Annotated in this window: 25 protein-coding genes, 2 pseudogenes and 1 riboswitch; of the genes and pseudogenes, 4 read left to right on the forward strand and 23 right to left on the reverse strand. The window is 39.1% G+C overall.

Translation table 11 applies throughout. From position 1 onward, the window contains the following. Nucleotides 1-5: 5 nt before the first annotated feature. The 16 genes from xseA to ACHUFV_RS07280 all read right to left on the reverse strand — a co-directional run bounded on the left by xseA (nt 6) and on the right by ACHUFV_RS07280 (nt 12,209). Nucleotides 6-1,346, reverse strand: coding sequence for an exodeoxyribonuclease VII large subunit (gene xseA / locus ACHUFV_RS07205; RefSeq protein WP_394232910.1), 1,341 nt, complete (start codon nt 1,344-1,346; stop codon nt 6-8). 73 nt (nt 1,347-1,419) lie between these two features. Continuing rightward, nucleotides 1,420-1,809, reverse strand: coding sequence for a transcription antitermination factor NusB (gene nusB / locus ACHUFV_RS07210; RefSeq protein WP_394232911.1), 390 nt, complete (start codon nt 1,807-1,809; stop codon nt 1,420-1,422). 164 nt (nt 1,810-1,973) lie between these two features. Beyond that, the gene (locus tag ACHUFV_RS07215; protein WP_394232912.1) at nt 1,974-2,381 is read right to left on the reverse strand and encodes an Asp23/Gls24 family envelope stress response protein; all 408 of its coding nucleotides are present in this window, start codon (nt 2,379-2,381) and stop codon (nt 1,974-1,976) included. Nucleotides 2,382-2,401: 20 nt separating this feature from the next. Beyond that, nucleotides 2,402-3,757: an acetyl-CoA carboxylase biotin carboxylase subunit gene (accC, locus tag ACHUFV_RS07220; protein ID WP_394232913.1), complete on the reverse strand. Its 1,356-nt coding sequence runs from the start codon at nt 3,755-3,757 to the stop codon at nt 2,402-2,404. 16 nt (nt 3,758-3,773) lie between these two features. Beyond that, the gene (accB, locus tag ACHUFV_RS07225) at nt 3,774-4,286 is read right to left on the reverse strand and encodes an acetyl-CoA carboxylase biotin carboxyl carrier protein (protein ID WP_394232914.1); all 513 of its coding nucleotides are present in this window, start codon (nt 4,284-4,286) and stop codon (nt 3,774-3,776) included. A gap of 221 nt (nt 4,287-4,507) precedes the next feature. Next, the gene (locus ACHUFV_RS07230) at nt 4,508-5,071 is read right to left on the reverse strand and encodes a SpoIIIAH-like family protein (protein ID WP_394232915.1); all 564 of its coding nucleotides are present in this window, start codon (nt 5,069-5,071) and stop codon (nt 4,508-4,510) included. Then, a complete protein-coding gene (gene spoIIIAG / locus ACHUFV_RS07235; protein WP_394232916.1) occupies nt 5,072-5,740 on the reverse strand; it encodes a stage III sporulation protein AG in 669 nt (222 codons plus the stop codon). After that, the gene (spoIIIAF, locus tag ACHUFV_RS07240; protein WP_394232917.1) at nt 5,737-6,363 is read right to left on the reverse strand and encodes a stage III sporulation protein AF; all 627 of its coding nucleotides are present in this window, start codon (nt 6,361-6,363) and stop codon (nt 5,737-5,739) included. The genes spoIIIAG and spoIIIAF overlap by 4 nt, the downstream gene beginning before the upstream one ends. An 11-nt stretch (nt 6,364-6,374) precedes the next feature. Beyond that, the gene (gene spoIIIAE / locus ACHUFV_RS07245; RefSeq protein ID WP_394232918.1) at nt 6,375-7,577 is read right to left on the reverse strand and encodes a stage III sporulation protein AE; all 1,203 of its coding nucleotides are present in this window, start codon (nt 7,575-7,577) and stop codon (nt 6,375-6,377) included. Between the two features lie 91 nt (nt 7,578-7,668). Further along, a complete protein-coding gene (gene spoIIIAD / locus ACHUFV_RS07250) occupies nt 7,669-8,058 on the reverse strand; it encodes a stage III sporulation protein AD (RefSeq protein ID WP_394233417.1) in 390 nt (129 codons plus the stop codon). A 15-nt stretch (nt 8,059-8,073) separates the two neighbouring features. After that, nucleotides 8,074-8,280, reverse strand: a complete 207-nt coding sequence (gene spoIIIAC / locus ACHUFV_RS07255; protein ID WP_009794945.1) for a stage III sporulation protein AC — start codon at nt 8,278-8,280, stop codon at nt 8,074-8,076. Nucleotides 8,281-8,299: 19 nt separating this feature from the next. Continuing rightward, complete coding sequence (gene spoIIIAB / locus ACHUFV_RS07260; RefSeq protein WP_394232919.1) at nt 8,300-8,815, reverse strand: stage III sporulation protein SpoIIIAB; 516 nt, start codon at nt 8,813-8,815, stop codon at nt 8,300-8,302. 1 nt (nt 8,816) lies between these two features. Continuing rightward, nucleotides 8,817-9,740, reverse strand: a complete 924-nt coding sequence (spoIIIAA, locus tag ACHUFV_RS07265; protein WP_394232920.1) for a stage III sporulation protein AA — start codon at nt 9,738-9,740, stop codon at nt 8,817-8,819. 170 nt (nt 9,741-9,910) lie between these two features. Beyond that, the gene (gene efp, locus ACHUFV_RS07270) at nt 9,911-10,468 is read right to left on the reverse strand and encodes an elongation factor P (protein WP_394232921.1); all 558 of its coding nucleotides are present in this window, start codon (nt 10,466-10,468) and stop codon (nt 9,911-9,913) included. A gap of 23 nt (nt 10,469-10,491) precedes the next feature. Continuing rightward, the gene (locus tag ACHUFV_RS07275; protein ID WP_394232922.1) at nt 10,492-11,553 is read right to left on the reverse strand and encodes a M24 family metallopeptidase; all 1,062 of its coding nucleotides are present in this window, start codon (nt 11,551-11,553) and stop codon (nt 10,492-10,494) included. 143 nt (nt 11,554-11,696) lie between these two features. After that, nucleotides 11,697-12,209, reverse strand: coding sequence for a YqhR family membrane protein (locus ACHUFV_RS07280; RefSeq protein WP_394232923.1), 513 nt, complete (start codon nt 12,207-12,209; stop codon nt 11,697-11,699). 457 nt (nt 12,210-12,666) lie between these two features. Between ACHUFV_RS07280 and ACHUFV_RS07285 the strand changes: the two genes are divergently transcribed. Then, on the forward strand, nt 12,667-13,056 hold the full coding sequence (locus ACHUFV_RS07285) for an SA1362 family protein (protein WP_394232924.1): 390 nt from the start codon (nt 12,667-12,669) through the stop codon (nt 13,054-13,056). 70 nt (nt 13,057-13,126) lie between these two features. Here ACHUFV_RS07285 and ACHUFV_RS07290 read toward each other — a convergent pair whose 3' ends face one another. From ACHUFV_RS07290 to ACHUFV_RS07305, 4 genes and pseudogenes are all read right to left on the reverse strand, one after another. After that, complete coding sequence (locus ACHUFV_RS07290) at nt 13,127-14,032, reverse strand: patatin-like phospholipase family protein (RefSeq protein ID WP_394232925.1); 906 nt, start codon at nt 14,030-14,032, stop codon at nt 13,127-13,129. A 125-nt stretch (nt 14,033-14,157) separates the two neighbouring features. Further along, nucleotides 14,158-14,769: pseudogene (locus tag ACHUFV_RS07295) on the reverse strand (vitamin B12-dependent ribonucleotide reductase); the annotation flags it as partial. A gap of 341 nt (nt 14,770-15,110) precedes the next feature. Next, a pseudogene (locus tag ACHUFV_RS07300) lies at nt 15,111-17,060 on the reverse strand (vitamin B12-dependent ribonucleotide reductase); the annotation flags it as partial. Between the two features lie 360 nt (nt 17,061-17,420). Next, a complete protein-coding gene (locus tag ACHUFV_RS07305) occupies nt 17,421-18,254 on the reverse strand; it encodes a lipoate--protein ligase family protein (RefSeq protein ID WP_394232926.1) in 834 nt (277 codons plus the stop codon). 302 nt (nt 18,255-18,556) lie between these two features. Here ACHUFV_RS07305 and ACHUFV_RS07310 point away from each other — a divergent pair, with 302 nt between their 5' ends. Further along, nucleotides 18,557-18,928, forward strand: a complete 372-nt coding sequence (locus ACHUFV_RS07310; RefSeq protein WP_394233419.1) for a rhodanese-like domain-containing protein — start codon at nt 18,557-18,559, stop codon at nt 18,926-18,928. Between the two features lie 60 nt (nt 18,929-18,988). On the opposite strand, the gene gcvPB is transcribed toward ACHUFV_RS07310, so the two are convergent. Genes gcvPB through gcvT form a run of 3 tightly spaced genes read right to left on the reverse strand, consistent with a single transcriptional unit; the run spans nt 18,989 to nt 22,915 of the window. Beyond that, on the reverse strand, nt 18,989-20,452 hold the full coding sequence (gene gcvPB / locus ACHUFV_RS07315) for an aminomethyl-transferring glycine dehydrogenase subunit GcvPB (protein WP_394232927.1): 1,464 nt from the start codon (nt 20,450-20,452) through the stop codon (nt 18,989-18,991). Beyond that, nucleotides 20,445-21,791, reverse strand: a complete 1,347-nt coding sequence (gene gcvPA / locus ACHUFV_RS07320; RefSeq protein WP_394232928.1) for an aminomethyl-transferring glycine dehydrogenase subunit GcvPA — start codon at nt 21,789-21,791, stop codon at nt 20,445-20,447. Before gcvPA ends, gcvPB begins: the two co-directional genes overlap by 8 nt. A 20-nt stretch (nt 21,792-21,811) precedes the next feature. Continuing rightward, nucleotides 21,812-22,915 (reverse strand): glycine cleavage system aminomethyltransferase GcvT, encoded by a 1,104-nt coding sequence (gene gcvT, locus ACHUFV_RS07325; protein WP_394232929.1) that lies wholly within the window; start codon nt 22,913-22,915, stop codon nt 21,812-21,814. 234 nt (nt 22,916-23,149) lie between these two features. Beyond that, nucleotides 23,150-23,240, reverse strand: a riboswitch (glycine riboswitch). 147 nt (nt 23,241-23,387) lie between these two features. Between gcvT and ACHUFV_RS07330 the strand changes: the two genes are divergently transcribed. Next, entirely contained in the window at nt 23,388-25,076 is a 1,689-nt protein-coding gene (locus ACHUFV_RS07330; protein ID WP_394232930.1) for a DEAD/DEAH box helicase, read from the forward strand. Continuing rightward, nucleotides 25,054-25,839 carry a YqhG family protein gene (locus ACHUFV_RS07335; protein ID WP_394232931.1) on the forward strand — a complete coding sequence of 262 codons (786 nt, stop codon included), beginning with the start codon at nt 25,054-25,056 and terminating at the stop codon, nt 25,837-25,839. Before ACHUFV_RS07330 ends, ACHUFV_RS07335 begins: the two co-directional genes overlap by 23 nt.

A 25,839-nucleotide genomic window follows, 5' to 3' on the forward strand; every position in this document is an offset into this window, starting at 1 on the left:
CTTCTTCACTCCTCTTTGTCAGTCACACTGCACGTTAGCGTTCCATCTGACAGTTTGATACGAACTGTTTCATTTATCTGTACCTGCTCTGTACTTTTTAGCAGTTTACCGTCATCACTATAAGCGAGGCTGTACCCACGATCCATTATTTTTAATGGACTTAAAGCTTCAAGCGTAGATACCAGATTTGAAAAATCCGCCTCTTTTTTTGCCATAACTGACAGCATCGCCTTAGATAGTGATTTGATCGATTTTTCGTAGTATATCGTTGCTTCCTGGAGTTTTGTATCCGGATGATTTCGAGCCAGTCTTTTTTCCATCTGTTCCAGCTGTGAGGTTTTGACAGCAAAAAGTTTCTGGGAGTTGTATACTAGCTGCTCAGTTCTTTTGTCCAGCTGCTCAAGCTTTTGTTCATAAAGCCTTTGCGGATAACGAAAAGCATATGACTTTTCAATCCGTTCCAGTTTGCTGCTCTGGAGACTGAGTTTCTCTTTGATGGCGCGGATTAGACGAGTTTGCCTTGTTAGGACTCTTTCAGCCCATTCATCTACATGTGGAACCGCTAGTTCAGCTGCACCTGTTGGCGTCGGTGCCCTAAGGTCGGCAACAAAATCTGAAATGGTAAAATCCGTTTCATGACCGACAGCGGATATGATGGGAACTTCCGATTCATAAATCGCTCTCGCTACCATTTCTTCGTTGAAGGCCCATAATTCTTCAATCGAACCGCCGCCGCGTCCAATAATTAATACATCTACTTGATTTATACTATCATTAGCGTGCTTTATAGCCGATACAATCGAAGGGGCAGCTTGTTCTCCTTGGACAAGAGCAGGAAAGATTAAGACTTTTGCAATCGGATATCGTCTTTTGATGGTCGTTAAAATATCTCGAATGGCAGCACCTGTCGGAGAAGTAACAACGCCGACTGTATTAGGGAACTTGGGTAGGTTTTTTTTATGCTCTGCAGCAAATAACCCTTCCTTCGCCAGTTTTTCCTTTAGTTGTTCATAGGCTAAATAAAGATCACCAATGCCATCTGGCTGCATTTCTTTTACATAGATTTGGTATTGTCCGCTTGACTCAAATAGAGACACATTCCCACGAAGCAAGACCTTCATGCCATTTTCAGGTGAATATTTTAATTTCTTGTTTGCGCTGGAAAACATGACAGCCAATATTCGGGCCTTATCATCCTTCAGCGTAAAGTACATATGCCCACTAGAATGCTGTTTATAATTTGATATTTCCCCTTTGACGTACACATCTTGAAGATGGGGATCAGCCTCAAATTTTCTTTTGATATATTTGGTTAATGCAGTAACCGTTAAAAATTGCTGCTCCATCTTAAAACTCCTTATATGAAATGCGGAAGCGGCTTGGTCAACCGCCGTAACATGCATAGGTCATGAAAAGTTCTTATATTGAGGCTTTCACCTTTGAAAGAACTCCGTTAATAAACTTACTTGATTGATCATCACCGTAAATCTTCGCAATTTCAATTGCTTCGTCCATTATAACATTTGCTGGAACATCATCTTGACAATAAAGCAGTTCATACACTGCTAATCTTAAAATATTACGATCGACATTAGCTAAACGATCTAATGTCCATTTCTCTAACTGTTTAGAAATCATGTCATTTATTTCGTCCATATGCTCCACAACACCGTTCACAAGTTTAATCAGATATGGATCATTTGGCTGCCCCTCAAGTACATGTTCAAGTGCATCCTCAATTGTTGGTTGACTCATTTCAATTTGAAAAATTGCTTGTAAAGCCTTTTCTCTTGCAGTTCTTCTTTTCATTAAGATCTATAACTCCTTTAGTATGTAATATGTAAGCATCTAAAGCTGTCTACATTATGTTTACATCGTCATTTTCACATAACACGATAATAGCATATATGGAAAGCATTCGCACTTCTCTACAAAAAAAATACCAAAGACATTATGTCCTTGGTATTTTTTGATTACATTTCTTCTTCAATTTCCGTTTCTTGGTTACTGTTCTCAAACTGGATTCCTACCACATGAACATTTATCTCGACTGTCTCTAAAGCTGTCATGTCTAATAAGGCTTGACGAATATTATCTTGGATGCCTTGTGCAACATTTGGGATGGAAACTCCAAATTTCATTACACAATAGACATCTACCTTGATGCCTTCCTCAAGCAATTCAACCTTGACACCTTTTCCATGATTCTTTTTTCCTAGACGCTCAACGACTCCAGAAGCAAAGTTCCCTCTCATTTGTGCGACACCTTCAACTTCAGATGCAGCAATACCAGCGATTACCTCAATAACCTCTGGTGCTATTTCAACTTTACCAAGATTATTGCTACCCGGACTCATTTCTAGAATGTTGTTTACGCTCATTATGGTATTACCTCCTATTATTACACTGATTTCATCACATCATGTAATTCCAAGAATTTTGTATTAAACTCGCCGTTAATAAATTTTTCATGGCTTAGCAGTTTAAGATGGAATGGAATAGTCGTATGCACACCTTCGATTACAAATTCACTCAAAGCCCTCTTCATTCTGGCAATGGCCTCTTCACGAGTTTTTCCATATGTGATAACCTTTGCAATCATTGAATCATAGTACGGAGGAATCGCATATCCTGGGTAGGCTGCTGAATCAACACGTACACCTAAACCACCAGGTGCTAGATACATATTAATCTTCCCTGGAGAAGGCATAAAATTCTTTTCTGGGTTTTCTGCATTCACCCGGCATTCAATAGACCATCCGTTAAATTCAACATCCTCTTGCGTCAGAGTTAACCTTTCACCGGAAGCAACTAAAATCTGTTCCTTAATTAAATCAGTGCCAGTGACCATTTCTGTGACAGGATGCTCTACCTGAATTCGTGTATTCATCTCCATAAAATAATATTTACGATTGCGGTAATCATAAATAAATTCTACCGTGCCTGCGCCTGTATAATCAACTGCCTTTGCAGCTTTTTTCGCTGCAGTTCCCATTTCTTCACGAATTTCACCATCTAATGCTGGTGATGGAGTTTCTTCAAGCAGCTTTTGCAGTCTTCTTTGGATGGAGCAGTCTCTTTCTCCTAGATGAATTACATTTCCATAATTATCAGCTAATACTTGTATTTCAACATGACGGAAATCTTCGATATACTTTTCAATATACACACCAGGATTTCCAAATGCAGTCATGGCTTCTTGCTGTGTAATATTTATTCCCTTGACTAACTCATTTTCGTCACGGGCAACTCGAATCCCTTTTCCGCCTCCACCAGCAGTTGCTTTAATAATCACAGGATACTCAATTTTATTGGCAAGTTCGATCGCTTCATCAATCGTATTAATGATTCCTTGAGAACCTGGAACAATCGGCACACCGGCTGCTCTCATTGTTTCACGCGCTACATCTTTTGTACCCATTTTAGAGATTGCCTCTGGAGTAGGTCCCACAAAGATAATATTACAATCACGGCATAGCTCCGCAAAATCAGCATTTTCTGCTAAAAACCCATATCCGGGATGAATCGCATCACAGCCGGTTTTATTTGCTACACTGATAATATTTGTTACATTTAGATAGCTATCTTTTGAAGCAGTTGGTCCAATACAATAGGCTTCATCCGCAAGCTGAACATGAAGCGCTTCTTTATCAGCTTCTGAATATACAGCTACTGATTCAATACCTAGTTCACGGCAAGCACGAATAATTCTTACCGCTATTTCTCCCCGGTTTGCAATCAATAATTTCTTTATCATATTTTTGTGCAACTCCTTATTCAGGCTTAACTAGGAACAACGGTTGTCCAAACTCTACCAACTGTCCATTATTTACTAGTATTTCTACAATTTCGCCTTCTACTTCTGCTTCAATTTCATTAAATAGCTTCATTGCCTCAACAATACAGACAATTGAATCCTTTGTAACCTTTGAGCCTACTTTTACATACGCATCTGAATCAGGTGTTGGTGATTGATAGAAGGTACCAACCATCGGTGAAGTAATTTTATGTAAATCAGTTGCAGCTAGACTTTCTGTTTTTTCCGGTTCGACTTCTGTTTTAACTGCTACTACTTTTTCAACAGGTGCCTCTTGTACAACCGGTTTTTGAACAGCTTCAACAACAGACTTTTCTGCAGGTTGTTCAACTGTTTTTACAACACTGACTGACCCGCCTGTATTTTTTTTCATTTTAATTTTTGAGCCCTCATGTTCAAAAGAAAATTCTTCGATTTTAGAGTGATCAATAAGCTTGATTAATTCTCTGATTTCTTGCACTTTTAACATATTAAAATGCCCCCTGTTTTAATTATCGCCCATCTTTAGGCAGACCATAAAATTCTAAAGCAGCCTTATGTAACCAGATACTAATATCATACGATAAGACCTGATAAAAAAACAACACTTTATGATCTCCTGTCTATTTTCGACATGAACCGTCAATTTCCTCCATAAAATTCAAAAAAGAGAGAAAGTTCTATACTTTCCCTCTTTTCTATAAAAGTTACTTATTTTGCCATTTGAAATTCAACAACTGCATGCAATGGACCCAGTTCACTTCTAACGGTTTGGATGATTTTATTTGCTTCTGCTCTAGATTGCTTTTCTGCTTTCACGGTAATATTTACTTGATCACCGTCAGCACGGACAAGTACATCCTCATAATTCATTGATTTAATTAATGTTTCAAGTAATATTTCCTTTTGGGCAATCTCATTTAACTCATCCATTTGTTCTTTTGCTTCACTTCGATCCTCCACAGGAAGATCAGTGGATGCAATTCTTTTCGTTAAATCTTCTTTCATTTGACTGCGTTCATCCTGCAGCTGCATACGCAGTGTTTCAAATGCTTCGTCCCCTGCAGCATTTGTAATAATTTCAGCATCCTCTTGTGCACCACTGGAAACTACATCCCCAGCATTCTTCTCAGCAACCTCTTCAGTACTCTTTTTCTCCTCAATTGCTGCTAATTCATTTTGCTGCTGCTCAGGTGAGGTAAGGTAATAGACCGATAAGACAACTACTAAGCTTAGCATTGTTAACAACCATACCGTTTGTTTTTTTAATAACATTTACGAATCCCCCTTCGTTTTCTTCGGTAAAACAGATACGCGATGATCAGGAACATCCAATGCTCTAGTAACGGCCTCTTTTATCCATTTCTTCACTTGAATGTTCTCGGCACCTTTTGCAACGACAAGAACACCACGAATTTCCGGCTTTTTCGTTTCTACTACAATAGGAACCTCTTTTTCTCCATCCTGAATGATGACAAGCTGCTCATCGGAAGAAGAATCCTCCACTTTTCGTTTTCCACCTTCACGATCTGTCTCATCCGTTACCTGTGTCTGGGTTTTTTTATTCGTTTCTAACACCTTTTGCTCTGTTGAATCTACGTTAACAACAACTGTGACATCACTGACACCAACAATTGAGTCAAGGGCCTCTTTGATTTGCGTTTCATAGGCTTGTTCGTATTCCTCGATCACGCTATTCCCAGAAGATTTACTTTGACCAAACGTTTCAACTTCTTCTTGTTGCGTCTCATCATTATTATTGAATGCCGGCAGTGGATTCTGTGGTGATTCACCACCTATAAAAAGATTACCAACAAGCATAAAACCTGCTCCGAATAGAACAACCAACACTAAATAGGGATACTTCCCCTTCTTGTTTTCTCCCTGTTCTTCTTTCGAAAATTGTTTTTTTAACCATGAGAAAGGTCCTTTTTCCTGTTTCATTCCGCTGACTTGCCCCCCCCTTCTATCTGAAGCTGAATTACTTTGTCATCAATACTCCATTTTTTGGAAAGGAGTTGAATTATATCTTTATTACTCTCTGTTTTTTCTTCCGTTACAAGCGGATCTTCTGTATTAATTTCTATTGGCTTGACCGCTTCAATTGCGTTGGTTTCCTCACTTGGTTCCTTCAGCTGTATGACTACCTTCTGCAAATTCTCAGGGAAAGGGCGTTGATTATCTTTATCTACTAATAAATTAAGATCAGTAATGACTAAACCGTATTGAGCCATCAACTCCTCCTCTGCGTCCTCTTTCAGCTGGACAGCCATTTGTTTTAAAATATATGCATCTTGTGAGACTTGTATTTCATTTTTCTGTGAATCTATTAAATTTTTTATATTATTCTCTCCCGTATCATTCCATTCAGGGATGGAAGCCATCGTTGCTTCAAAATCCTGAGAGATTATTTTTAAAATGGGAGTTAAAATAATAGCGATTAATAGTAGACCAATGACCATTTTCGTATACTTTTGAAACTTTGAATTCGGGAGCAGCATGTCTATCATCATGGCAAATAGCACAAATAAAATGATATTCGTTACCCATTCTTTAATAAATTCCATGCAGCACCTCCCTACCTAACCATTATGGTTAAATTGCCGGCAGCAACAATAACCGTGATACTTAAAAAGAACATAAGTGAAACGATCGAGAGAGCAGCAAACACATAAATGATACTTTTCCCGATAATATCAAGACACTTAATGATTGGACCGCCGCCCAGCGGCTGCAAAATAGCTGCAGCGAACTGATAAATAAGAGAAACAATCAATATTTTCAATGCAGGAAAAGCTACGATAATCAGTAAGATTGCAACACCAACAATCCCAACCGTATTCTTTAATAATACGGAAGCACTAAGAACGGTATCTGTTGCATCGGTAAACATCCTGCCGATTACCGGAATAAAGTTTCCTGTAATAAATTTAGCGGTGCGGAGCGTAATCCCATCTGTGACAGCTGCTGAAGCACCCTGAACGGAAATGACCCCAAGAAAAACGGTGAAAAATAAACCTAAAAGGGCAATACTACCATTACGCAGCAGGTTAGCAAGCTGCGTTACTTTATATTGGTCACTTAATGCACTTACGACGCTTAAAAGCGTTGCAAGAAATAACAAAGGCAACACGACATATTGGATAAAAACTCCGCTTATATTCATTAAAAACAGAATAATCGGATGGAAAAAGGCTGCGGATACAAGCCCCCCTGAAGCAGCGATTAATGCGAGTAACAAAGGGATTAAAGCCATAATAAAACTTGTCATCGTCCTTATAGCATCAAGTGCATAGGTTACTGCGACATGAAAGCTATTCAAGGCAATAATGACTAACACCATAAAAATCACAGCATAGGCTACTTTACTGATAGTCCCACTTTCAAATGCATTTTGTAATGACTGTAAAAACATACTAAAAACAGTCAGCATCACGAGCGTTCCAAGCAGCTTCCCATTGGCCAGAAATTCATGAAAGGTATACTTTAAAGCACCTGAAAACCATTCCTTTAACGAAAATTCCTTTTCGCCTTTTACAAAATCATAGAGACTGCCTTTTTGACTTTCTGGCAAAAATCCACCATATTCATCCATAATGTCCTCCCAAAAACCCTTCAGTTCATCCAAATTTAATGATTCTAATTGGGAATCAACCATGTCCTGAATTCCTGATTCCACAATTGGATTCTCTTCTTGTGGTGGTGAGGCTTGTACACTAGGGATGAGGAGAAAGGACGCAACTACAATGAATAGTAGAACAATAGATAATCGCTGCTTCAAATCTTTCACCTCTCTAGAAATGCTCGGGGCTCCTTACCCCAGGCTCCAAGGAGCCCAAGCGAGTTTACTTTTCTCATCTTTGTACTGGAGATTAGTTCGGTATCAAGCTGATGATGGTTTCTACCAAAACAGTCAAAATCGGGATAGCCATTGCTAGTATTAATATCTTGCCTCCCAGCTCAATCTTTGAAGCCATTGAGCCCTGTCCAGCGTCCTTCGAAATCTGGGCTGCAAATTCTGCTATATAGGCAATCCCTATAATTTTCAAAATGGTCTCAACATAGACAGAATTTACGCCTGCATTGAGAGCCATCTTCTCGATCATGGAGATAATGGCATAAATCTGATCGACTAAAAATAAAAAAATGGCACATCCAGTAAACACGATTAATAAAAAGGCGAGATTAGGCTTCTGTTCTTTAATAATTAATGAAAGGAAGGTGGCAACAAGAGCGATTCCAATTATTTGGAAAATTTCAATCGTGGATCCCCCCTTTTAGCCTTGAAATAGGAAGACCGATTTAATTTTTTGAAAAAGATCATCTACAATGGATGCAACCATAAATAGAATGTAGATAAAACCAAATAACGTAACCCACTGGGCATATTCTTTTTTTCCAACCTGGTCAAGGATTGTATGTAAAAAAGCGACTACAATTCCAACCCCTGCAATTTTAAAGATAATATCAACCTCAAGACCCATCACAGTTCCCCCTCATAAGCTACATTAATAAAATGCTAAGTAATAGACCTGCTAGAAATCCAATACTTTTGACCATTTTTTCATACCTAGTCTGTTTATCACGTGCTTCACTTTCCTCTCTTTCCAGATGGGTAAGCGTGAGCAAAATTTGTTTCTGCTGCGATATCCTGTCATGACGCCCTAAGGTTTCACCAAATTGCTTCATAATTTCAAACTCATTCTTCTTAAAGGCTGTCTGACCCCAGACTTCCTTTAAGCTCCCTTCCCAAGCATCACGGACAATCGTTTCTGACTCAGTCAATTTTTGAGCAAAGATTGAAAAAAATTGATCTAAAGGGCCAGGTAGCTGTGCCGCTAACCTTCTTGAAGCCTCATGGAGTGGAGTGTGACCATACATGATTTCCGCCTCTAATGATTGAAGTGCTGTTTTTAAGACACGAAGCTGCCGGGGACGTTCAGATAATTGTCTAGCCGCTTCAAATCCGGTCAATGTTGTTGCAAAAATAATCAAGATCGCACCGATAATTTTGATCACATCAGTTCACTCTCACTTTAGAGCTTAACTCTTTGCCAGCCTGATCCCTTATACTTGTAATGGTGCCAGGCCCATCATTTCTGCTTAGAACAATAAATCGTTCAAATATCCCTTCCTGCAAAATAGCTTTTAATGTGGGTCGTTTCCGAATCTCATCAAATGAGTCACCATGAGTCGTCATCATCAGCTTAATCCCGGCATTAACAGCCTCCAGTATCGCTTCTGAATCCTCTTTCCTGCCAATTTCATCAACAATAAGAACATCTGGACTCATAGAGCGGATCATCATCATCATACCTTCAGCTTTCGGACAAGCATCCAACACATCTACCCTAGGTCCAAAGGACATTTGTGGAATTCCAGCAACACATCCGGCAATCTCTGAACGTTCATCGACAATCCCGACCTTTGCAGCCCTAAATCTGCCGTTTGCATCCCCGCTTGAAATAATTCGGGCAATGTCCCGCAGCATCGTTGTTTTCCCTGTTTGCGGCGGACCAATAATCATTGTATGAAGCCATTTATCCGTATATATATCGTTAATAAGCTTTTCGGCAATACCAATTTTTTCATTTGCAATTCGAATATTAAAGGATGAAATTTCTTTAATCGCTTTTACCCTGCCAGCCTCAAGAACCACCTTACCTGCCAGCCCAACCCGGTGACCTCCTTCAATCGTAATAAACCCGCGCTTTAGTTCCTCTTCAAGGGCATATAAGGAGAAATGACTAATTTTATTTAATAAATGAAGTGCATCCTCTGGCTGAACAATATAGGAAAAGAACCGCACAGTACCTCTCGCGGAAATTTCCAAAGGCCGATTAACCCGGACACGAATTTCTTCTATTCCTTTCATCTCGTTAGGAGGGATTTGCATTATTTGATTGGAGATATTTTTAGGTAAAAAGGATAGAACCACTTCCACTTTGTTTTTCCTCCTCTTTTCATGAATGAATGGCGCTCATTAAAATGTATGCCTGCTTGGCCACAATATGACCTTGTTTTATAAGAGTTATTCGATAAAAGGAGAAGAGAAGACAAAAAAAGCAACGACCTATGGCCGTTGCTTTTTTGTCTTCTCTTATTTACATTTGATTAAGCTCTTGAAACATAGCTACTATCAGTAGTGTTAATAATCAAGCGATCACCTTGGTTAACAAAGAACGGTACTTGTACAGTAAGACCTGTTTCAAGTGTTGCTGGCTTTGTACCACCAGATGCAGTATCACCCTTAATGCCTGGTTCTGTTTCTGTTACTTCCAATTCAACTGTGTTTGGAAGTTCAACACCCAATGACTCACCTTGGTATAACATAATGTGTACTTCCATGTTTTCTTTTAAGAATTTTAATTCGTACTCAATGGCTGTAGCAGCTAATTCAATTTGATCATAGGATTCTTGGTCCATGAACACATGCTGATCCCCATTAGCATATAGGTACTGCATTCTACGGTTATCAATTTGAGCTTTCGCTACTTTTTCACCTGCGCGGAACGTTTTTTCCTGAATAGCTCCATTACGTAAATTACGAAGCTTAGAACGAACAAACGCTGCACCTTTACCTGGTTTAACGTGTTGGAAATCTAACACGCGCCAGATTCCTCCGTCCACTTCAATCGTTAAGCCTGTACGAAAATCGTTTACTGAAATCATATAGTAAATCCTCCTAAAATGAATTAAAGAATAATGAGTTCTTTGTCTGAATGTGTCAGCGTTTCATTTCCTTTTGATGTGATTACGGTATCATCTTCAATCCGGACACCGCCTAGTCCAGGAATATAAATACCCGGTTCAACGGTCACAACCATTCCCGGCTCAAGAACAAGGTCCGATTTTAGCGACAGTGCAGGGCCTTCGTGCACTTCCAGTCCGATACCATGTCCGGTTGAATGTCCAAAATACTCTCCGTATCCTTTTTCCGTAATATAATCTCTTGTCAAAGCATCTGCTTCTTTTCCGCTCATTCCCGGCTTTATGCCAGCAACACCACGTTTTTGTGCTTCTAAAACAATATCATATATTTCCTTTAATTTAGCATCGGGTTCTCCCACCGCTATTGTACGTGTGATATCTGAAACATATCCATGATAATAGGCACCAAAATCTAATGTAACGAAATCACCTTTTTCGATCATTTTATCTGATGCAACACCGTGTGGAAGTGCAGAACGATAACCAGATGCCACAATCGTATCAAAAGAAGATGAAGCAGCACCTGCTTTTCTCATAAAGAACTCCAATTCATTCGATACCTCAAGCTCAGAAACTCCTGGATGAATAAATTGTAAGATATGGGTAAATGCTGAATCCGCAATCTCGGCAGCTTCCTTTAATATCTTAATCTCTGCATCCGTCTTAATCAAGCGTAATTTTTCTATTACACCTGAAACAGGTATCAGTTCAGCCTGAATAACAGATTCAAACTCATTAAAGGTGGAATATGTAACATAATCTTGTTCAAAGCCTAATTTTTTTATCCCCAATGCAGCCGTCTGACTTGCTATTTCCTCAGGAATACTGTTTTTTTGCTGGACAATATCATAGCCTTCACACTGCTTGGAGGCTTGCACTACATATCGAAAATCTGTAATAAAAATGGCTTTATCAAGACTAATCAATACAACACCAGCAGTACCAGTAAAATTAGATACATAACGCCGGTTATACGGGCTAGTAATTAATATGCCGTCCAATCCTTGAATTTCAATTGCTGCACGGAGTTTTTCTAATTTTTCCAACTGATCCTCTCCTTTAACGTACAAAGGTGTCTTAAAATGCAGGCGCCACATTTGTGGATGCCGGACATCTTAGGACACCCTCATTGTCTTTTATTACTATACACATTTTACCATAAGGTCTTTCAACAACACTATGGAAAGGATTATTGTGAAGTTACTTCTTTTTCCTTTTTACTACTGTTAATTTCATTTTCCTCATATGAAATAGTGTAGCCTACAAATAATCCGAATAACACATACAAGCAAATCGAAGTAACAATTGTGTTTAAATCAATTTTATTAAACGGACGTATTCCAGGGAAAATGGGGTTTAATACAAAAAACACTAAGAGAAAAAGAACGATTCCATATGCTATCCCAGCCCAAATATTGTTGAATCTTCTCAAAGTTACATAATAAAGAAGTGCTGCAACAATGGAAATAACACCAATTAGAATAATCGCAATAACCGTTCCAAGCCACCCTTTTTTCCAGTCCCCTAATGCCCATGGTTCCAAAATGACCCGGGGAGGAATTTCAGTAAAACTAAAAATGTATGCTAAGTAGGCCAAACAAGCAAAAATAATGCCGCCGATTAATCCGGTTAATACAACAAGGGTCATAAACGACATGGGTTTTTCTTTCATTTCCTCTCTTGATACTTTGTCATCAGCCATTAATAACACCTCCGTTCATAGTATGCCCCATATACTATATCCTTACATCTTTTGGAATAAATTAATCCCCTAATAAAGAAAAAATATTATTTTTATATATTAATTTCATCGAATCCTATAGATATAATCAGAAATAATTTGGAATCAATTCAGATAATGGCAGTTTTAAAAACTTTGGTGTAAAATATAGTTAGAAAATCGAATTAATCTACTCACAAACCCCTGATTTCTTAATATTATATTTATTATGAGTCTTTCCTTTTATCTGTTTTAGTACACCTCTAAAAAAAGAGTTAAATCTTCATTTTTTTAAAGGATTTTTAGTTGTTTATTCCGAATATTCTTATATAATAAAGAGAAAACCCAAATAAATCTGAATTATTAGTATAAATATGGTATTTTTCTATCTAAATTAAGTTTAAAAAATGGAAAAAGTGCTCATCATGCTCATAGGGAGGTGGCTTTCTTGAAAAATCGGATTTCGTTTTCTATTGTTGTCGGGCTTATTATTTTGGCGGTCATTGGGGTGGCATCTAAACTCTTTACAAATCCTGCCGGTTTTTTCCAAGGAATCGCTGTTATGCTCGTGATTGGAGCTGTCATTTTCTTTCTGATAAGGCGCTTTTACAAACCAAGCCCTGCTAAACGTGAGCAACGAGCTTTTGTGAAAGCTGCAAAAAGATCAGTTAAAAGACTTAACCAGAAGGAACCTAGTCAGCCGAAGAAAAAACAGAACAATTTAACGTCCATCAAAAAGTTAAGGGCCAGAAAAAATCAATCGAACCCTCAGCTTACAGTTATTGAAGGAAAAAAAGGGAAAAAGAAAAACCGAGCCTCATTCTTTTGAGACTTGGTTTTTTTTATTAACAAATTCGCCCGTCGAATTTGTTAAAGTAGAGGAATTCTGCTGAATGAAGTTAAAGTACTTTAAACTTGCGGTCATATCTCCAGGAATTAAAAAACTTAATGGCACAATCTCTCCCTTGCTGCACAAGCTGGAGTTTCATTTCATCTGTTAAGGCAAATTCTGTAGCAAAGACGCCGGTAGAAGGAATAAAGATAATATCTTTTTCTTGTTTACTGGATATATGGCGTGCATCATGTGCATCCTTCATGGTTTCAAAAAGAGCTTTAAATAGTTGTATTGCATTGTCAATTTTGTGTTTCGGCACTTCATCCGTTTTGGGGCTAAGCTTAATGCCAATAATCGGCCGCTCTCTTTGATAATGTTCATCTTCAAAAAGCCAAATAGGAAAGTTACTTAATACCCCGCCGTCCACGATAATGTTGGTTTCTCGGTCGACCTTTAAGCGTACGGGTTCGAAGAAATATGGAATACTGCAGCTCATTCGGATGGCTCTGGCAATTGAAAAGGATTTAGGGTTTAATCCGTATTGATCTAGGTCATCGGGAATCACCATAAGCCGGCTATTTGTAATATCAGAGGCAATAAAGCGTAACTTCTGCTGCGGTAAATCTGAAAACGTTCTTAGCCCTTTTCGTGCCAGCGTTTCCTCCAGCCACATCTCAAGGGCATCGCCCTTGTATAATCCAAGTGACCAATATAAAGCAACCCATTTCGTTAAAGAAAAGGGAAGAAAGGATTTTCGTTCATCCAACAATATTTTTAAGTCCATTTCGTCAACTAACTGATAGATCTCTTTGCTTTTATAACCTGCTGCAATAAAAGCGGCGATGATCGCACCAGCACTGGAACCGGCAACACGGGCAAACTGGTATCCTCTTTTTTCAATCTCTTCGATTGCCCCGATTAAAGCAATTCCTCTGATACCTCCCCCAGAAAAGACACCATCTATATACATATCAGCCACTCCTATTTTGTATTTATTACTACATTTTTAATCTGGAGTTGGTATGGATAGTACCATGGACAAAGAAAAAAAAGAAAAAGGACGGAATACCCGCCCTTTTTCTTTATAAAATTATATTATAACCCGCACTTTAATTGCGCATTACAGTTAGTACATGTGTTACAGCCGCCAATTTCTTCTACTGTACCTTTACGGCAGACTGGACATGTATCGCCAACCTCTGAACCAATCGTTACAGATGTTGAACGCAAATCATTAATTGTATCAAGTAATACAACGTGCTGCTTTGGCTTATCTTTTTTATGTTCATGAGTGTGCTCAAAGTTGTTTTCTTCTGCTTTTAATGTAAGGACTTGTGCATCACGGGAACCATCAACATATACTGTACCGCCTTTTGCACCACCACGGTATAAACGCTCGTAAACCTTTTCTACTTGTTCAACGCTATAGCCTTTTGGTGCATTAACAGTCTTACTGATAGAGCTATCAATCCAGCGCTGAATGACACATTGAACATCAGCATGTGCTTCTGGATCAAGCTCCATGGCTGTGACAAACCAATGAGGCAGATTATCATGATCTGCTTCAGGGTGCTCCGTTAAATATTCCTGAACAATATCCGCTTTTACTTCGATAAATTTACCCAATCTTCCACTTCTGAAATATGAGAAGGAGAAGTAAGGTTCAAGTCCTGTAGATACTCCCACCATTGTACCAGTGGATCCTGTCTCGTTTATTCATATAAAGACGCTACTCTTTATACCGCTTATTATAAGCTGCTTGTGCTTTCACACAAGGATAGACTATATCAAACACTCAGTAAAGTGCCCTCCTATTTCCCTCGCCAATCGCTTGCGAGGTACGAGCTGCCGCTCTAGTCGTTGAAGCTTTTATCTTATTGTATTAAATAAGATAACTTGCCTGCTGATTGCCCATTGTATTATCTGTTTCATTTTTAAACCATCACGCTTATCGTTACCAATTACGTTGTGGTTGAATCAGCTTTAGGGTGTCCCAGCAATTAAAGAGGTTTCGATTATGTGTCACCACATAAAAGCCCAAGTTATTTAGGTGCAACAGTTAGTAAGTGAGAGTTGCGGATTCCATGTTCTAGAATTGACTCTCTGATGTCTTCAGGCATTTTCTTCATATAGCCTGTATCAATGAACGCTTGACGTAAACGATTTGTTTCTTCGTCTCTTTCACTTGTTAAGAATGGGAAGCTTCCTTTTTCTTTTGCAAGCTCAACTGATGCACGATAAGCAGTTGTGGCAATCGTTTCAAATACTTCATCAACAAGCTTGTTTCCTGCTTCAGAACCATATTCTGTCTCACAGTAAATCAGCAAGTCATGTAGACCCATAACCCCAAGTCCAACACGGCGTTCGCCAAGTGCTTGTTTTTTATTTTCTTCAAGGAAGTACGGTGTCGCTTCAATAACGTTGTCCTGCATGCGTACGCCCACTTCAACCGTTCTCTTTAACTTTTCAAAGTTAACTGTTTTTGTCTCTTTATCAGCCATTTCTGCCAGGTTAACCGCTGCAAGGTTACAAACAGAAAATGGTGCAAGAGGTTGTTCTCCACACGGATTTGTCGCAACTACCTTTTGACCATATGCTTGTGCGTTTGTCATGTCGTTGGCATTATCGATGAAGAAAATACCTGGCTCTGCAGAATAAGTTGCACAGATATTGATTAAATTCCAAAGCTCTTTTGCCTTTATCTTTTTATAAGTACGCACTTTATAGCCAAGCTTTTCCCACTCGCGAACATCGCCTACTTTATGCCATTCTTCATTATAGACTTTCATTTCTTCAGGAGTGTAGCTTTCCGTATCAGGGAAACGAAGCTCATAGTCAGCGTCATTTTCAACTGCTTCCATGAATTCCTTAGTCAAACATACAGAGATGTTTGCACCGGTTAAGAATTCAGGGTTATTAACGGAGTATGTTCCGCCAGCTTCCAGAGTTTCTTCGGCATTCGCAATAATACTCTCACTAAAGCCACCGTAGCCAGGAATATTTTTATAGTTGATAATCCCTTGGTACATAGCTTTTTCCTGCTCTGTTAAGCGAGTAAATTTCAGCTTATCTTTAGCAAGCTTCTTGATTTTCTCATCTTCTGTATTATCAATTAAGAAACGTAAAATGCGCGGATTTTGCATTTTCGAGATAATAAATTCCATAATATCTGGATGCCAGTCCGCCAGCATAATCATCTGGGCCCCTCTACGTGACCCGCCTTGCTCAACTAAATGAGTCAATTTTGCAATATCATCTAACCATGATACAGATCCGGAAGATTTTCCGTTTACCCCTTTTGCAAGAGTATTACGGGGTCTTAGTGTCGAACCGTTTGTTCCAACACCGCCGCCACGGCTCATGATTTCCATTACCTTCGTACGGTGCTCTGAGATACCGCCGCGTGAATCTTGAACAAATGGCATTACATAACAGTTAAAATATGTAACATCTGTCCCAGCGCCAGCTCCGTACAGAACACGTCCTGCAGGAATAAAGTTTAAGCTTACTAATTCTTGATAGAACTTTTCAAACCATTCTTTTCGCTTTTCTTCTGTTTCTTCTACTGAAGCTAATCCTGTTGCATTACGCTTTGCAATTTGCTCGTAGTAGACTTCAAGCGGCTTCTCAATCACATCAAGCGGACGTCTGATAATCCCTGTCTTTGACTCGTCCGGATCATCAAGGACACCTCTGAATTCTTCTTCGACAAGCACTCGTGCAGTCTTCTTTTCCCAATCAATATCAAGAATATAGCCTATACCGCGGGCAGGGAATTTAGGATCTTCTTTAATGGTGAGGACAACAAAGTCTCCACTAGCTAATGTAATCTTCTCAGTATCCTTGAACGTATAACGATCAAGCATAACAAGACGGGAGACCCCTTTGTGTGTAATTTTCATATCTGGGGTGATTGGATGAACTTGAGGAAAAAGTTCAATGTCCTTGTTTAATCGTTCTGCATCCAAATTCATTTTCTTTCCAAGGGCAACAGACATATATACAACTCCTTAAAAATAGATTCAATGTTATTTCTAGCTGCTATCAACAAATTGAATCTCTTGTTAGTCATTATTATTACAAAGTACTCTAAACTTATCATACGAGACTTACAAAATCAATATATAGTGTTATAAATATTTTTAATGCCACTATATATTGATTTTAGGTCAAGTAACACTTATTTTGTCAAACACAAAAAAAAATAGAAATAAGAGAATAATAGAGTTTTTGTTTCATTTCTGCGTAAATACGCTAAATTTCGTCTTATTTCAAGACTTGCACTTCTTTAATGAAAGAGAATCCATAAATACCTTTTTTTGCCATTCGAAAGAGCCTTGCAGACTCGCAGGCCCCTCCTATCTCATGAAATTCCACTCATCAGTTTCATAGCGCTCAGAAGCAATCTTCTTCACATAATTCATCTCATCTTCAGTCAGCTCATATGGCTCAAGACGAATATTTAATCCCTCTTCAAAGCCTGCTTTAAAAGCCTTCTTCGCCTGATCAATTGTTACCCGCGCAGGACTAATAGCATTTACTGCAACAGCCTTGCTTTTAAATGCTTTCTGCATGCGTTCCTTCACACGGTCGTTTGGATATTTAAACAGACTAAACAGCTTATCCTCATCCAGGTCAAGCAAAATGGAACCATGCTGAAGAATAACTCCCCTTTGTCTTGTTTGTGCACTGCCGGCCACTTTTCTGCCTTCAACAACTAGCTCATACCAGCTTGGTGCATCAAAACATACCGCAGAGCGGGGATTTTTTAATGAATCACGTTCTTCAGACGTTTTCGGCACAGCAAAATAAGCCTCTAACCCAAGCTGATGGAATCCTTTTAGAATTCCCTCCGAAATAACCCGGTAGGCCTCCGTAACAGAATGCGGCATGTTCGGGTGTGCTTCTGGCACAATTACACTATAGGTAAGCTCGTGCTCATGCAGTACACCTCTGCCTCCTGTTGGACGGCGTACAAAACCGAGTTTTTGCTCTCGAACTGCTTCTATATTTATTTCTTTCTCGACTTTTTGAAAATAACCGATAGAAAGAGTTGCTGGATTCCACCCATAAAATCGAATAACCGGTGGGCTTTCACCTTTGCTGTTCCATTCAAGTAATGCCTCATCAAGCGCCATGTTAAAAGCCGCTGATCCATTACCAGAATCAATAAATCTCCATACTTCTTCCATCTTTGCGCCACCATTCTATCTTTTTTTCAACCTATTTAGTCTAACAAAATTACCTTTAAAAACAAAGAGAATTACATGTTAAATTTTTTTGTATTCTCCTTTACTAGGATAATGAAAGAACTATATAATATAAAAGAAACTTAATGAGGCGTGCTACAGCCTCAAAAGATGGTCGAACCTTTATCAAACCGATTACGGGCAGTTATCTTCCACTTTTCTTTACACCTATAGTGGATATACTGCCCGTTAGTGTGAGATAAGTTGCTTAGCTTAGCTTGAAAGGAGAAAACACTTTGGATACTATCTATATCCTACTCATTCTTATTGCTGCTACTCTTATTTATATTGGTTTCAATTGGCTTCAGCAGCGAAAAATACTAAAAACGTTATCGGAGGAACAGTTCCGTGAAGGGTACCGAAAAGCGCAGTTGATTGATGTGCGTGAGCCGAATGAATTTGAAGCCGGACATATTTTAGGTGCTAGAAATATTCCTCTTTCACAACTAAAAATGCGAATGAAAGAACTGCGTCAGGACAAGCCCGTCTATCTTTACTGCCAAAATGGAACTAGAAGCGCCCGTGCGGCTCAAATGCTGTACAGAAAAGGCTATAAGGATCTTTCCCACCTCCAGGGCGGATTTAAAAAATGGTCCGGAAGAATCAAAACAAAATAATGAAATTCATTTCTACAATAATAAGGCTGACTTCTGTAATTAGAGTCAGCCTTATATTTTTTATTCTTCTTTTTTATAACGAAGTACTGGTTTTCGTGCAGCTAATGCCTCATCTAATCGGCTGATAACCGTAGTATGCGGAGCTTCCTGAACGATTTCAGGGTTTGTTTCTGCTTCCTTTGCTATTTGAATCATTGCATCAATAAAGCTGTCTAACGTTTCTTTCGATTCTGTTTCTGTCGGCTCAATCATGATACATTCCTCAACATTAAGCGGGAAGTAAATAGTCGGCGGATGGTAACCGAAATCCAAGAGACGCTTGGCAATATCAAGAGTACGAACACCCAGCTTCTTCTGACGTCTACCGCTTAACACAAACTCATGCTTACAATGTTTATCAAATGGAAGATCATAGTAAGGTGCTAATCTTCTCATCATATAATTTGCATTCAACACTGCATTCTCTGTAACAGCTTTTAATCCATCCGGACCCATTGAACGAATATACGTATATGCCCGAACATTAATGCCAAAGTTTCCATAGTATGGCTTCACACGCCCGATTGATTGCGGACGATCATAATCAAGAACAAATTGATCATTAACCTTTGCTACTATAGGCTTGGGTAGAAATGGAATCAGCTCTTGCTTAACACCGACAGGACCTGAACCTGGACCGCCGCCGCCATGCGGCCCTGTAAATGTTTTATGAAGGTTCAAATGAACGACATCAAAGCCCATATCACCTGGACGTGCTTTTGATAAAACAGCATTTAAATTTGCACCGTCATAATAAAGCTTTCCTCCGGCACGATGAACGATTTCAGCCATTTCAAGAATATTTTCTTCAAATAAACCGAGTGTATTAGGATTTGTCAGCATCAATGCCGCTGTATCCTCCCCAACCACTCTTTTTAGGTCTTCTAAATCAACAAGTCCCTGTTCGTTCGATTTAACCGTAACTGTTTCAAATCCTGCAACTGCTGCAGAAGCGGGGTTTGTTCCATGTGCTGAATCAGGAACAATTACTTTTACACGCCCATAATCACCATTTGCTTCATGAAAGGCACGAATCATCATTAATCCAGTCCATTCACCGTGGGCTCCTGCCGCTGATTGTAATGTTACGGCATCCATACCGGTAATTTCAACAAGATGCTCCTGTAGATCATACATCAGCCCTAGTGCCCCTTGTACTGAAGCTTCGTCTTGTAATGGATGTACATGAGCAAACCCATTCATACGGGCTACGGCCTCATTTATTTTTGGATTATATTTCATTGTACAAGAACCAAGCGGATAGAAGCCTGAATCAAGACCATGGTTTCTTCTCGATAACGCTGTATAGTGGCGCATAATATCCAGCTCAGAAACTTCAGGCAGCTCCGGCTCATGTTCGCGAATATAATCCTCTGGTATTAAGTCCTGCAAGTCAACTTCCGGAACATCGAATTCAGGAAGACTATAACCAATTCTACCAGGTGTACTGCATTCAAAAATTAACGCTTGATCTTGTTTATTCATGGTTATCCCCCAATTCTGCCACAAAAGTATCTATTTCTTCCTTTGTTCTCAATTCGGTAACAGCAATCAGCATATGATTAGCCAAATCAGGGAAATCACGCCCTAAATCATAACCGCCAATGATATTATTAGCTAACAGCTTTTGGTTCACTTCCTTAACCGGCTTTGATAATTTTACGACAAATTCATTAAATATCGGGCCTTCAAAGACAATTTCCGCTCCCGCAGCCTTCAGCTTAGTTTTTGTATAGTTTGCTTTTTGAATATTGGCTGAAGCCATTTCTCTAATCCCTTTCTTCCCAAGAGCCGTCATAGCAACTGACGATGCCAATGCATTCAAGGCCTGATTAGAGCATATGTTTGATGTTGCTTTATCACGACGGATATGCTGTTCACGTGCCTGTAAAGTCAATACAAAACCTCGACGGCCTTCTTCATCCACCGTTTGCCCAACTAAGCGTCCGGGAATTTTCCTCATCAGCTTATTGGTTACGGCAAAATATCCGCAATGCGGTCCGCCAAATGCAGTAGGTATGCCAAATACTTGTGTATCCCCTACAACGATGTCAGCACCAAATTGGCCAGGTGGTGTTAATATTCCTAAAGCAAGAGGATTACTAGAAACAACTAGCAATGATTTTTCTTTATGTGTCAGCTGTTCGATTTCTTTTAATGGTTCAATGCCGCCAAAGAAATTAGGATATTGGACAACCACAGCGGCCACATCTTCATTCACTAATTCTTGTAAAGATGCCACATCTGTTATTCCATTTTTGTATGGAATTTCTACTACCTCAAGTCTCTGTCCTTTTGCATAAGTATTCAGTACCTCTTTTGATTCAGGATGTACGGCACTGGAGACCAATATCTTTTTGCGGCGCGTATGACCCGCGGCTAACATAGCCGCTTCTGCCAAGGCTGTACCTCCGTCGTACATTGAGGAGTTAGCCACATCCATGCCGGTTAACTCACAGATCATTGTCTGAAATTCAAAAATGGCCTGCAGTTCACCTTGGGAAATCTCCGGCTGATAAGGTGTATAAGCAGTATAGAATTCAGAACGGGAGATAACATGGTCAACAATAACTGGAATATAATGATCATAAACTCCGGCACCAAGAAACGAAGTATTCGTACGTAAATCAGCATTTTTAGCAGCTAACTGAGTCAGTTCCTTTAAGAGTGCTGATTCTGATTTTGCTTTTTTTATTTGATATTCTCCCTTAAAACGAACCTGTTCGGGAATATCACTGAACAATTCATCTACAGAGCCCGCTCCAACTGCCTCTAACATAGCTGCTCTATCCTTTTCTGTCATTGGTAAATAGCGATGCTTCATCCTTTTTTCCTCCAGTCCTGTTAATTCGCTCTTTTATAAAAAGGTGTTTTCACAATTTTTGCCTTTAATTTTTTTCCGCGAATTTCTACCCATACTTCATTGTCAATTTTTCCATGCTCTGTTTGTAAAAGTGCAAGACCAATATTTCTTTGTAATGTAGGAGACTGTGTACCAGTTGTAATTATCCCGATTTCCTTCTCATCCGCAAAGACTCGATAACCATGGCGCGGAATTCCTCTATCAATCATTTCTACCCCAACTAGTCTTCTCGGAACCCCTTGGTCCTTTTGCTTCTGCAACGAAGCCTTACCAATGAAATCCATTTCTTTATCCAATTTAACCGCAAAACCTATTCCTGCTTCGAGCGGTGTAATGTCTGGAGAAAGCTCCTGACCATATAAAGCAAGCTTTGCTTCAAAGCGAAGTGTATCCCGGGCTCCTAAACCAATCGGCAGGATTCCATACTCACTCCCGGCATTTAGAATAGAGCGCCATAGTTCGACTGCATCCTCAGATTGACAATAAATTTCAAAACCATCTTCACCGGTATATCCTGTTCGCGATATCAACGTCTGTTTACCTGAAATCATGACCTTATTTTGAACTCCAAACGAACGGATCTCAGATAAATTTACATCGGAAACCAATGATGAAAGAATCTTTTCCGAAAGCGGTCCCTGCAAAGCAAGCTGAGCCATTCGATTTGAAATATTTTCAAGCTTTACATCGAACTCAAGATGATCTTCGAGCCATTTATAATCCTTTTCAATGTTAGAAGCGTTCACTACTAATAGGTAATCATTTTCTTCAAGCTTGTAAACGAGTAAATCATCCACTGTGCCGCCGTTGTCATAACACATCGCTGTATATTGAGCAGCACCAATTTTTATTTTACTAATATCATTCGTCATCATTTTTTGTAGGTACTGAAGACTTCCAGGACCCTTTACCGTAATCTCACCCATATGCGAAACATCAAATAACCCTGCTTTTGTTCTTACTGCTTCATGTTCTTCTTTAATACTGGAAAACTGAACCGGAAGCTCCCATCCGCCAAAATCAATTGTTTTTGCACCATATTCCTTATACACATCATAAAGCGGCGTTCGTTTTAAATCAGTCATCATTCATGCTCCTTCCTATAAATCGCTATTTAACAGAAACTAGCTTTGACATATATTAAAATAACCAAATACTTACGGGTCCACGCTAAGAACCTTCATTAATTATGATGGAAAACAAAAAAAGGACAGAGACCCTCCTATAAAAATAGGCTGGTCTCTGTCCTTGTACCTGAAAGTTTACCTAATAAGGCTTTCCCCTTTGGCGGCTTATTAAATAAGCACTCTCCAGAGCTGCGTCAAATAAGAGTTCTTTTGCCTGAGAGATTCACATATTCATGTTTGCTCCTTCGGCGCTACGTAACGTAGTCTCTCCCCTTATCCTCATCCGCGTTTATAAAATTATCAAACTTGGTCATACTATCCATAATTAAAAATAATTTCACTGTAGGAAGTTTCTAAACTTTCAATTTATACTCATAGCCTACCATGTCGTACTGATTTCAGCAATACCATTTTTTGAGGAGTGTTAACGATGACGGTGCATATAGAGTTTGATTGCTCATGGCAAGATGAATTTATCACCAGGATGAATAATGACGGACCGTGGGGTAATTGGGAATTATATAAATTGGCTGTAGAAGTGGAAAAGCATACCGTCATTCCTGAATTTGAGGGACTACTTGCGCCAAACCATTTAGCCCAGTTAACCCCGCTTCCACATCAACTCGAGGTTGCGAAACAGGTCGTTGAAAACATGAATGGTAAAGCCATTTTAGCTGATGAGGTCGGTCTTGGAAAAACGATTGAAGCAGGCTTAATTTTAAAAGAATACATGATCAGGGGCCTTGTAAAAAAAGTACTTATTCTTGTTCCCGCTTCACTTGTATCTCAGTGGGCCATGGAGCTTAATAGTAAATTCTTTATACCTGCTGTTGCACAGCGAAAAAGCTATGTGTGGGAGCAATATGATGTCGTGATTTCTTCGATTGATACAGCAAAACGATCTCCACACAGGGAGATCATAAACGAACAAGAGTATGATCTCATCATTATTGATGAAGCCCACAAATTAAAAAACAATAAAACAAAAAACTATGAATTCGTGCAGAATTTAAGAAAAAAATTCTGTTTACTATTAACGGCAACCCCGATTCAAAATCGAATAAGTGAGATTTTCAATCTAGTCTCATTATTGAAGCCAGGCCATCTAGGCAGTGAAACAGCCTTCTATGAGAAATACAAAAAAGATTCTCGTTCATTAGATGATGATGAACATTTAAAAGAACTGGTCAACAAAGTAATGATTCGAAATCGCCGTGCGGACACTGGAATTGAGTGGACAAAGCGAATTGTCGAGACGATTCCAATTGAATTTTCCGATAAGGAAAGAGAGTTATATGAGACTATATGTTTATTAGGCGGAATAGGTGACACGATAAACAAAAGTCAATTTTCTGTCATGACTTTACAGCGAGAGGCCTGCAGCAGTAGAGAAGCAGTCTATTTCACTTTAAAAAATATGCTGCAGAAAGAAGAAAATACTTCTCCTGCCTTCCAAGAACAAATCCAACACGTCATCAGTAAGGTTGAAGAAGTACAATCGAACGCAAAAGCAGAAAAAGCACTTGAACTTATCAAAGAAATTAATGACAAGGTTATTATTTTCACAGAATACCGGGCTACACAGCTATATTTACAATGGTATTTAAAGCAGCACGGTATTACCTCTGTTCCATTCAGGGGAGGGTTTAAGCGAGGAAAAAAGGACTGGATGAGGGAATTATTCAAAAACAATGCCCAAGTGCTAATTGCAACAGAGGCCGGCGGAGAAGGTATAAATCTGCAGTTCTGTCATCATATTATTAACTTTGATCTTCCTTGGAATCCAATGAGGCTTGAACAGCGAATTGGTAGAATCCACCGCCTTGGACAAGAAAAGGATGTGAAAATCTATAACTTTGCCATAAAGGACACTGTTGAAGATCATGTATTAAAGCTATTATATGAAAAAATCCATCTATTTGAGAAGGTAATAGGAGAGCTTGATGACATTCTTACGAAATTAGAATTTGGAAATGTTGAGGAGCATCTTATTGATATATTCAATTATTCATCTTCAGAGGGAGAAATGAAAATTAAAATGGATAATCTCACATCAATGATTCAATTTGCCCAAGAGATGAAAGGTGGAATCCAGCATGCAGCAACAGGAAATTCATGAATTTTTAGAACGGTACTTTCTTGCAAATGATTGTGAACTTAAAGAAAATCAGTCAGGATATATGACTGTGCAATTAACTGTAGACCTTGATAAGGAGCTGATGAATCGCCCTTTTTACTGGCATTACCTTGAGAAAACCGGGGGAGTTCCCAATCCAATGACTCTTACTCTAATTACAGACTCTAGTAAGGTGCCGGACAATCTAAAAGGAGAGACTATTCATTTTGGCTCCCCCCGGCTACATCAGATTTTTCAATCAACAAAAAAATTAGCAAGCTTTATACGGCTTTATGAGAAATCTTCCACGGCCAATGGTCAACAAACTCCATTAAAGCCATGGATCTGCTTAAATGTAAAGGTGTCCTATCAATGTGATCGAAAAAAGGATGTATTTCAATCCATTGGGCTTCAGTTAATTAACGGACAAATTATCGAGGATTTCCACGATAAACTATTGGAGCTTCCGTTAACACCCAAAATACCCGACTATTCGTTTACACTTTCTCCACTCATTATGCCAAAAAGCGGGATTAAACGGATTGAACATTATTTAATCTCCAATTTAGAGGCTGAGAATCATTCATGGGCCGATGACGCAAGAGAGCGATGGCAAAAGGATTTGAATTTGCTGGAGCATTTTTACGAGGATACGGAGGAAAAGAGTGAGAGCTATGAAATCGAAAAGCTAGCATTAAAGGATCAATACGAACCAAAAATTAACATCTCGATAATCAACGGTGGGATTTTTTATCTACGAAATTGA

Origin of the sequence: Niallia oryzisoli (genome assembly GCF_043641075.1) — a bacterium.
Classification (GTDB): domain Bacteria; phylum Bacillota; class Bacilli; order Bacillales; family Cytobacillaceae; genus Bacillus_BD; species Bacillus_BD oryzisoli_A.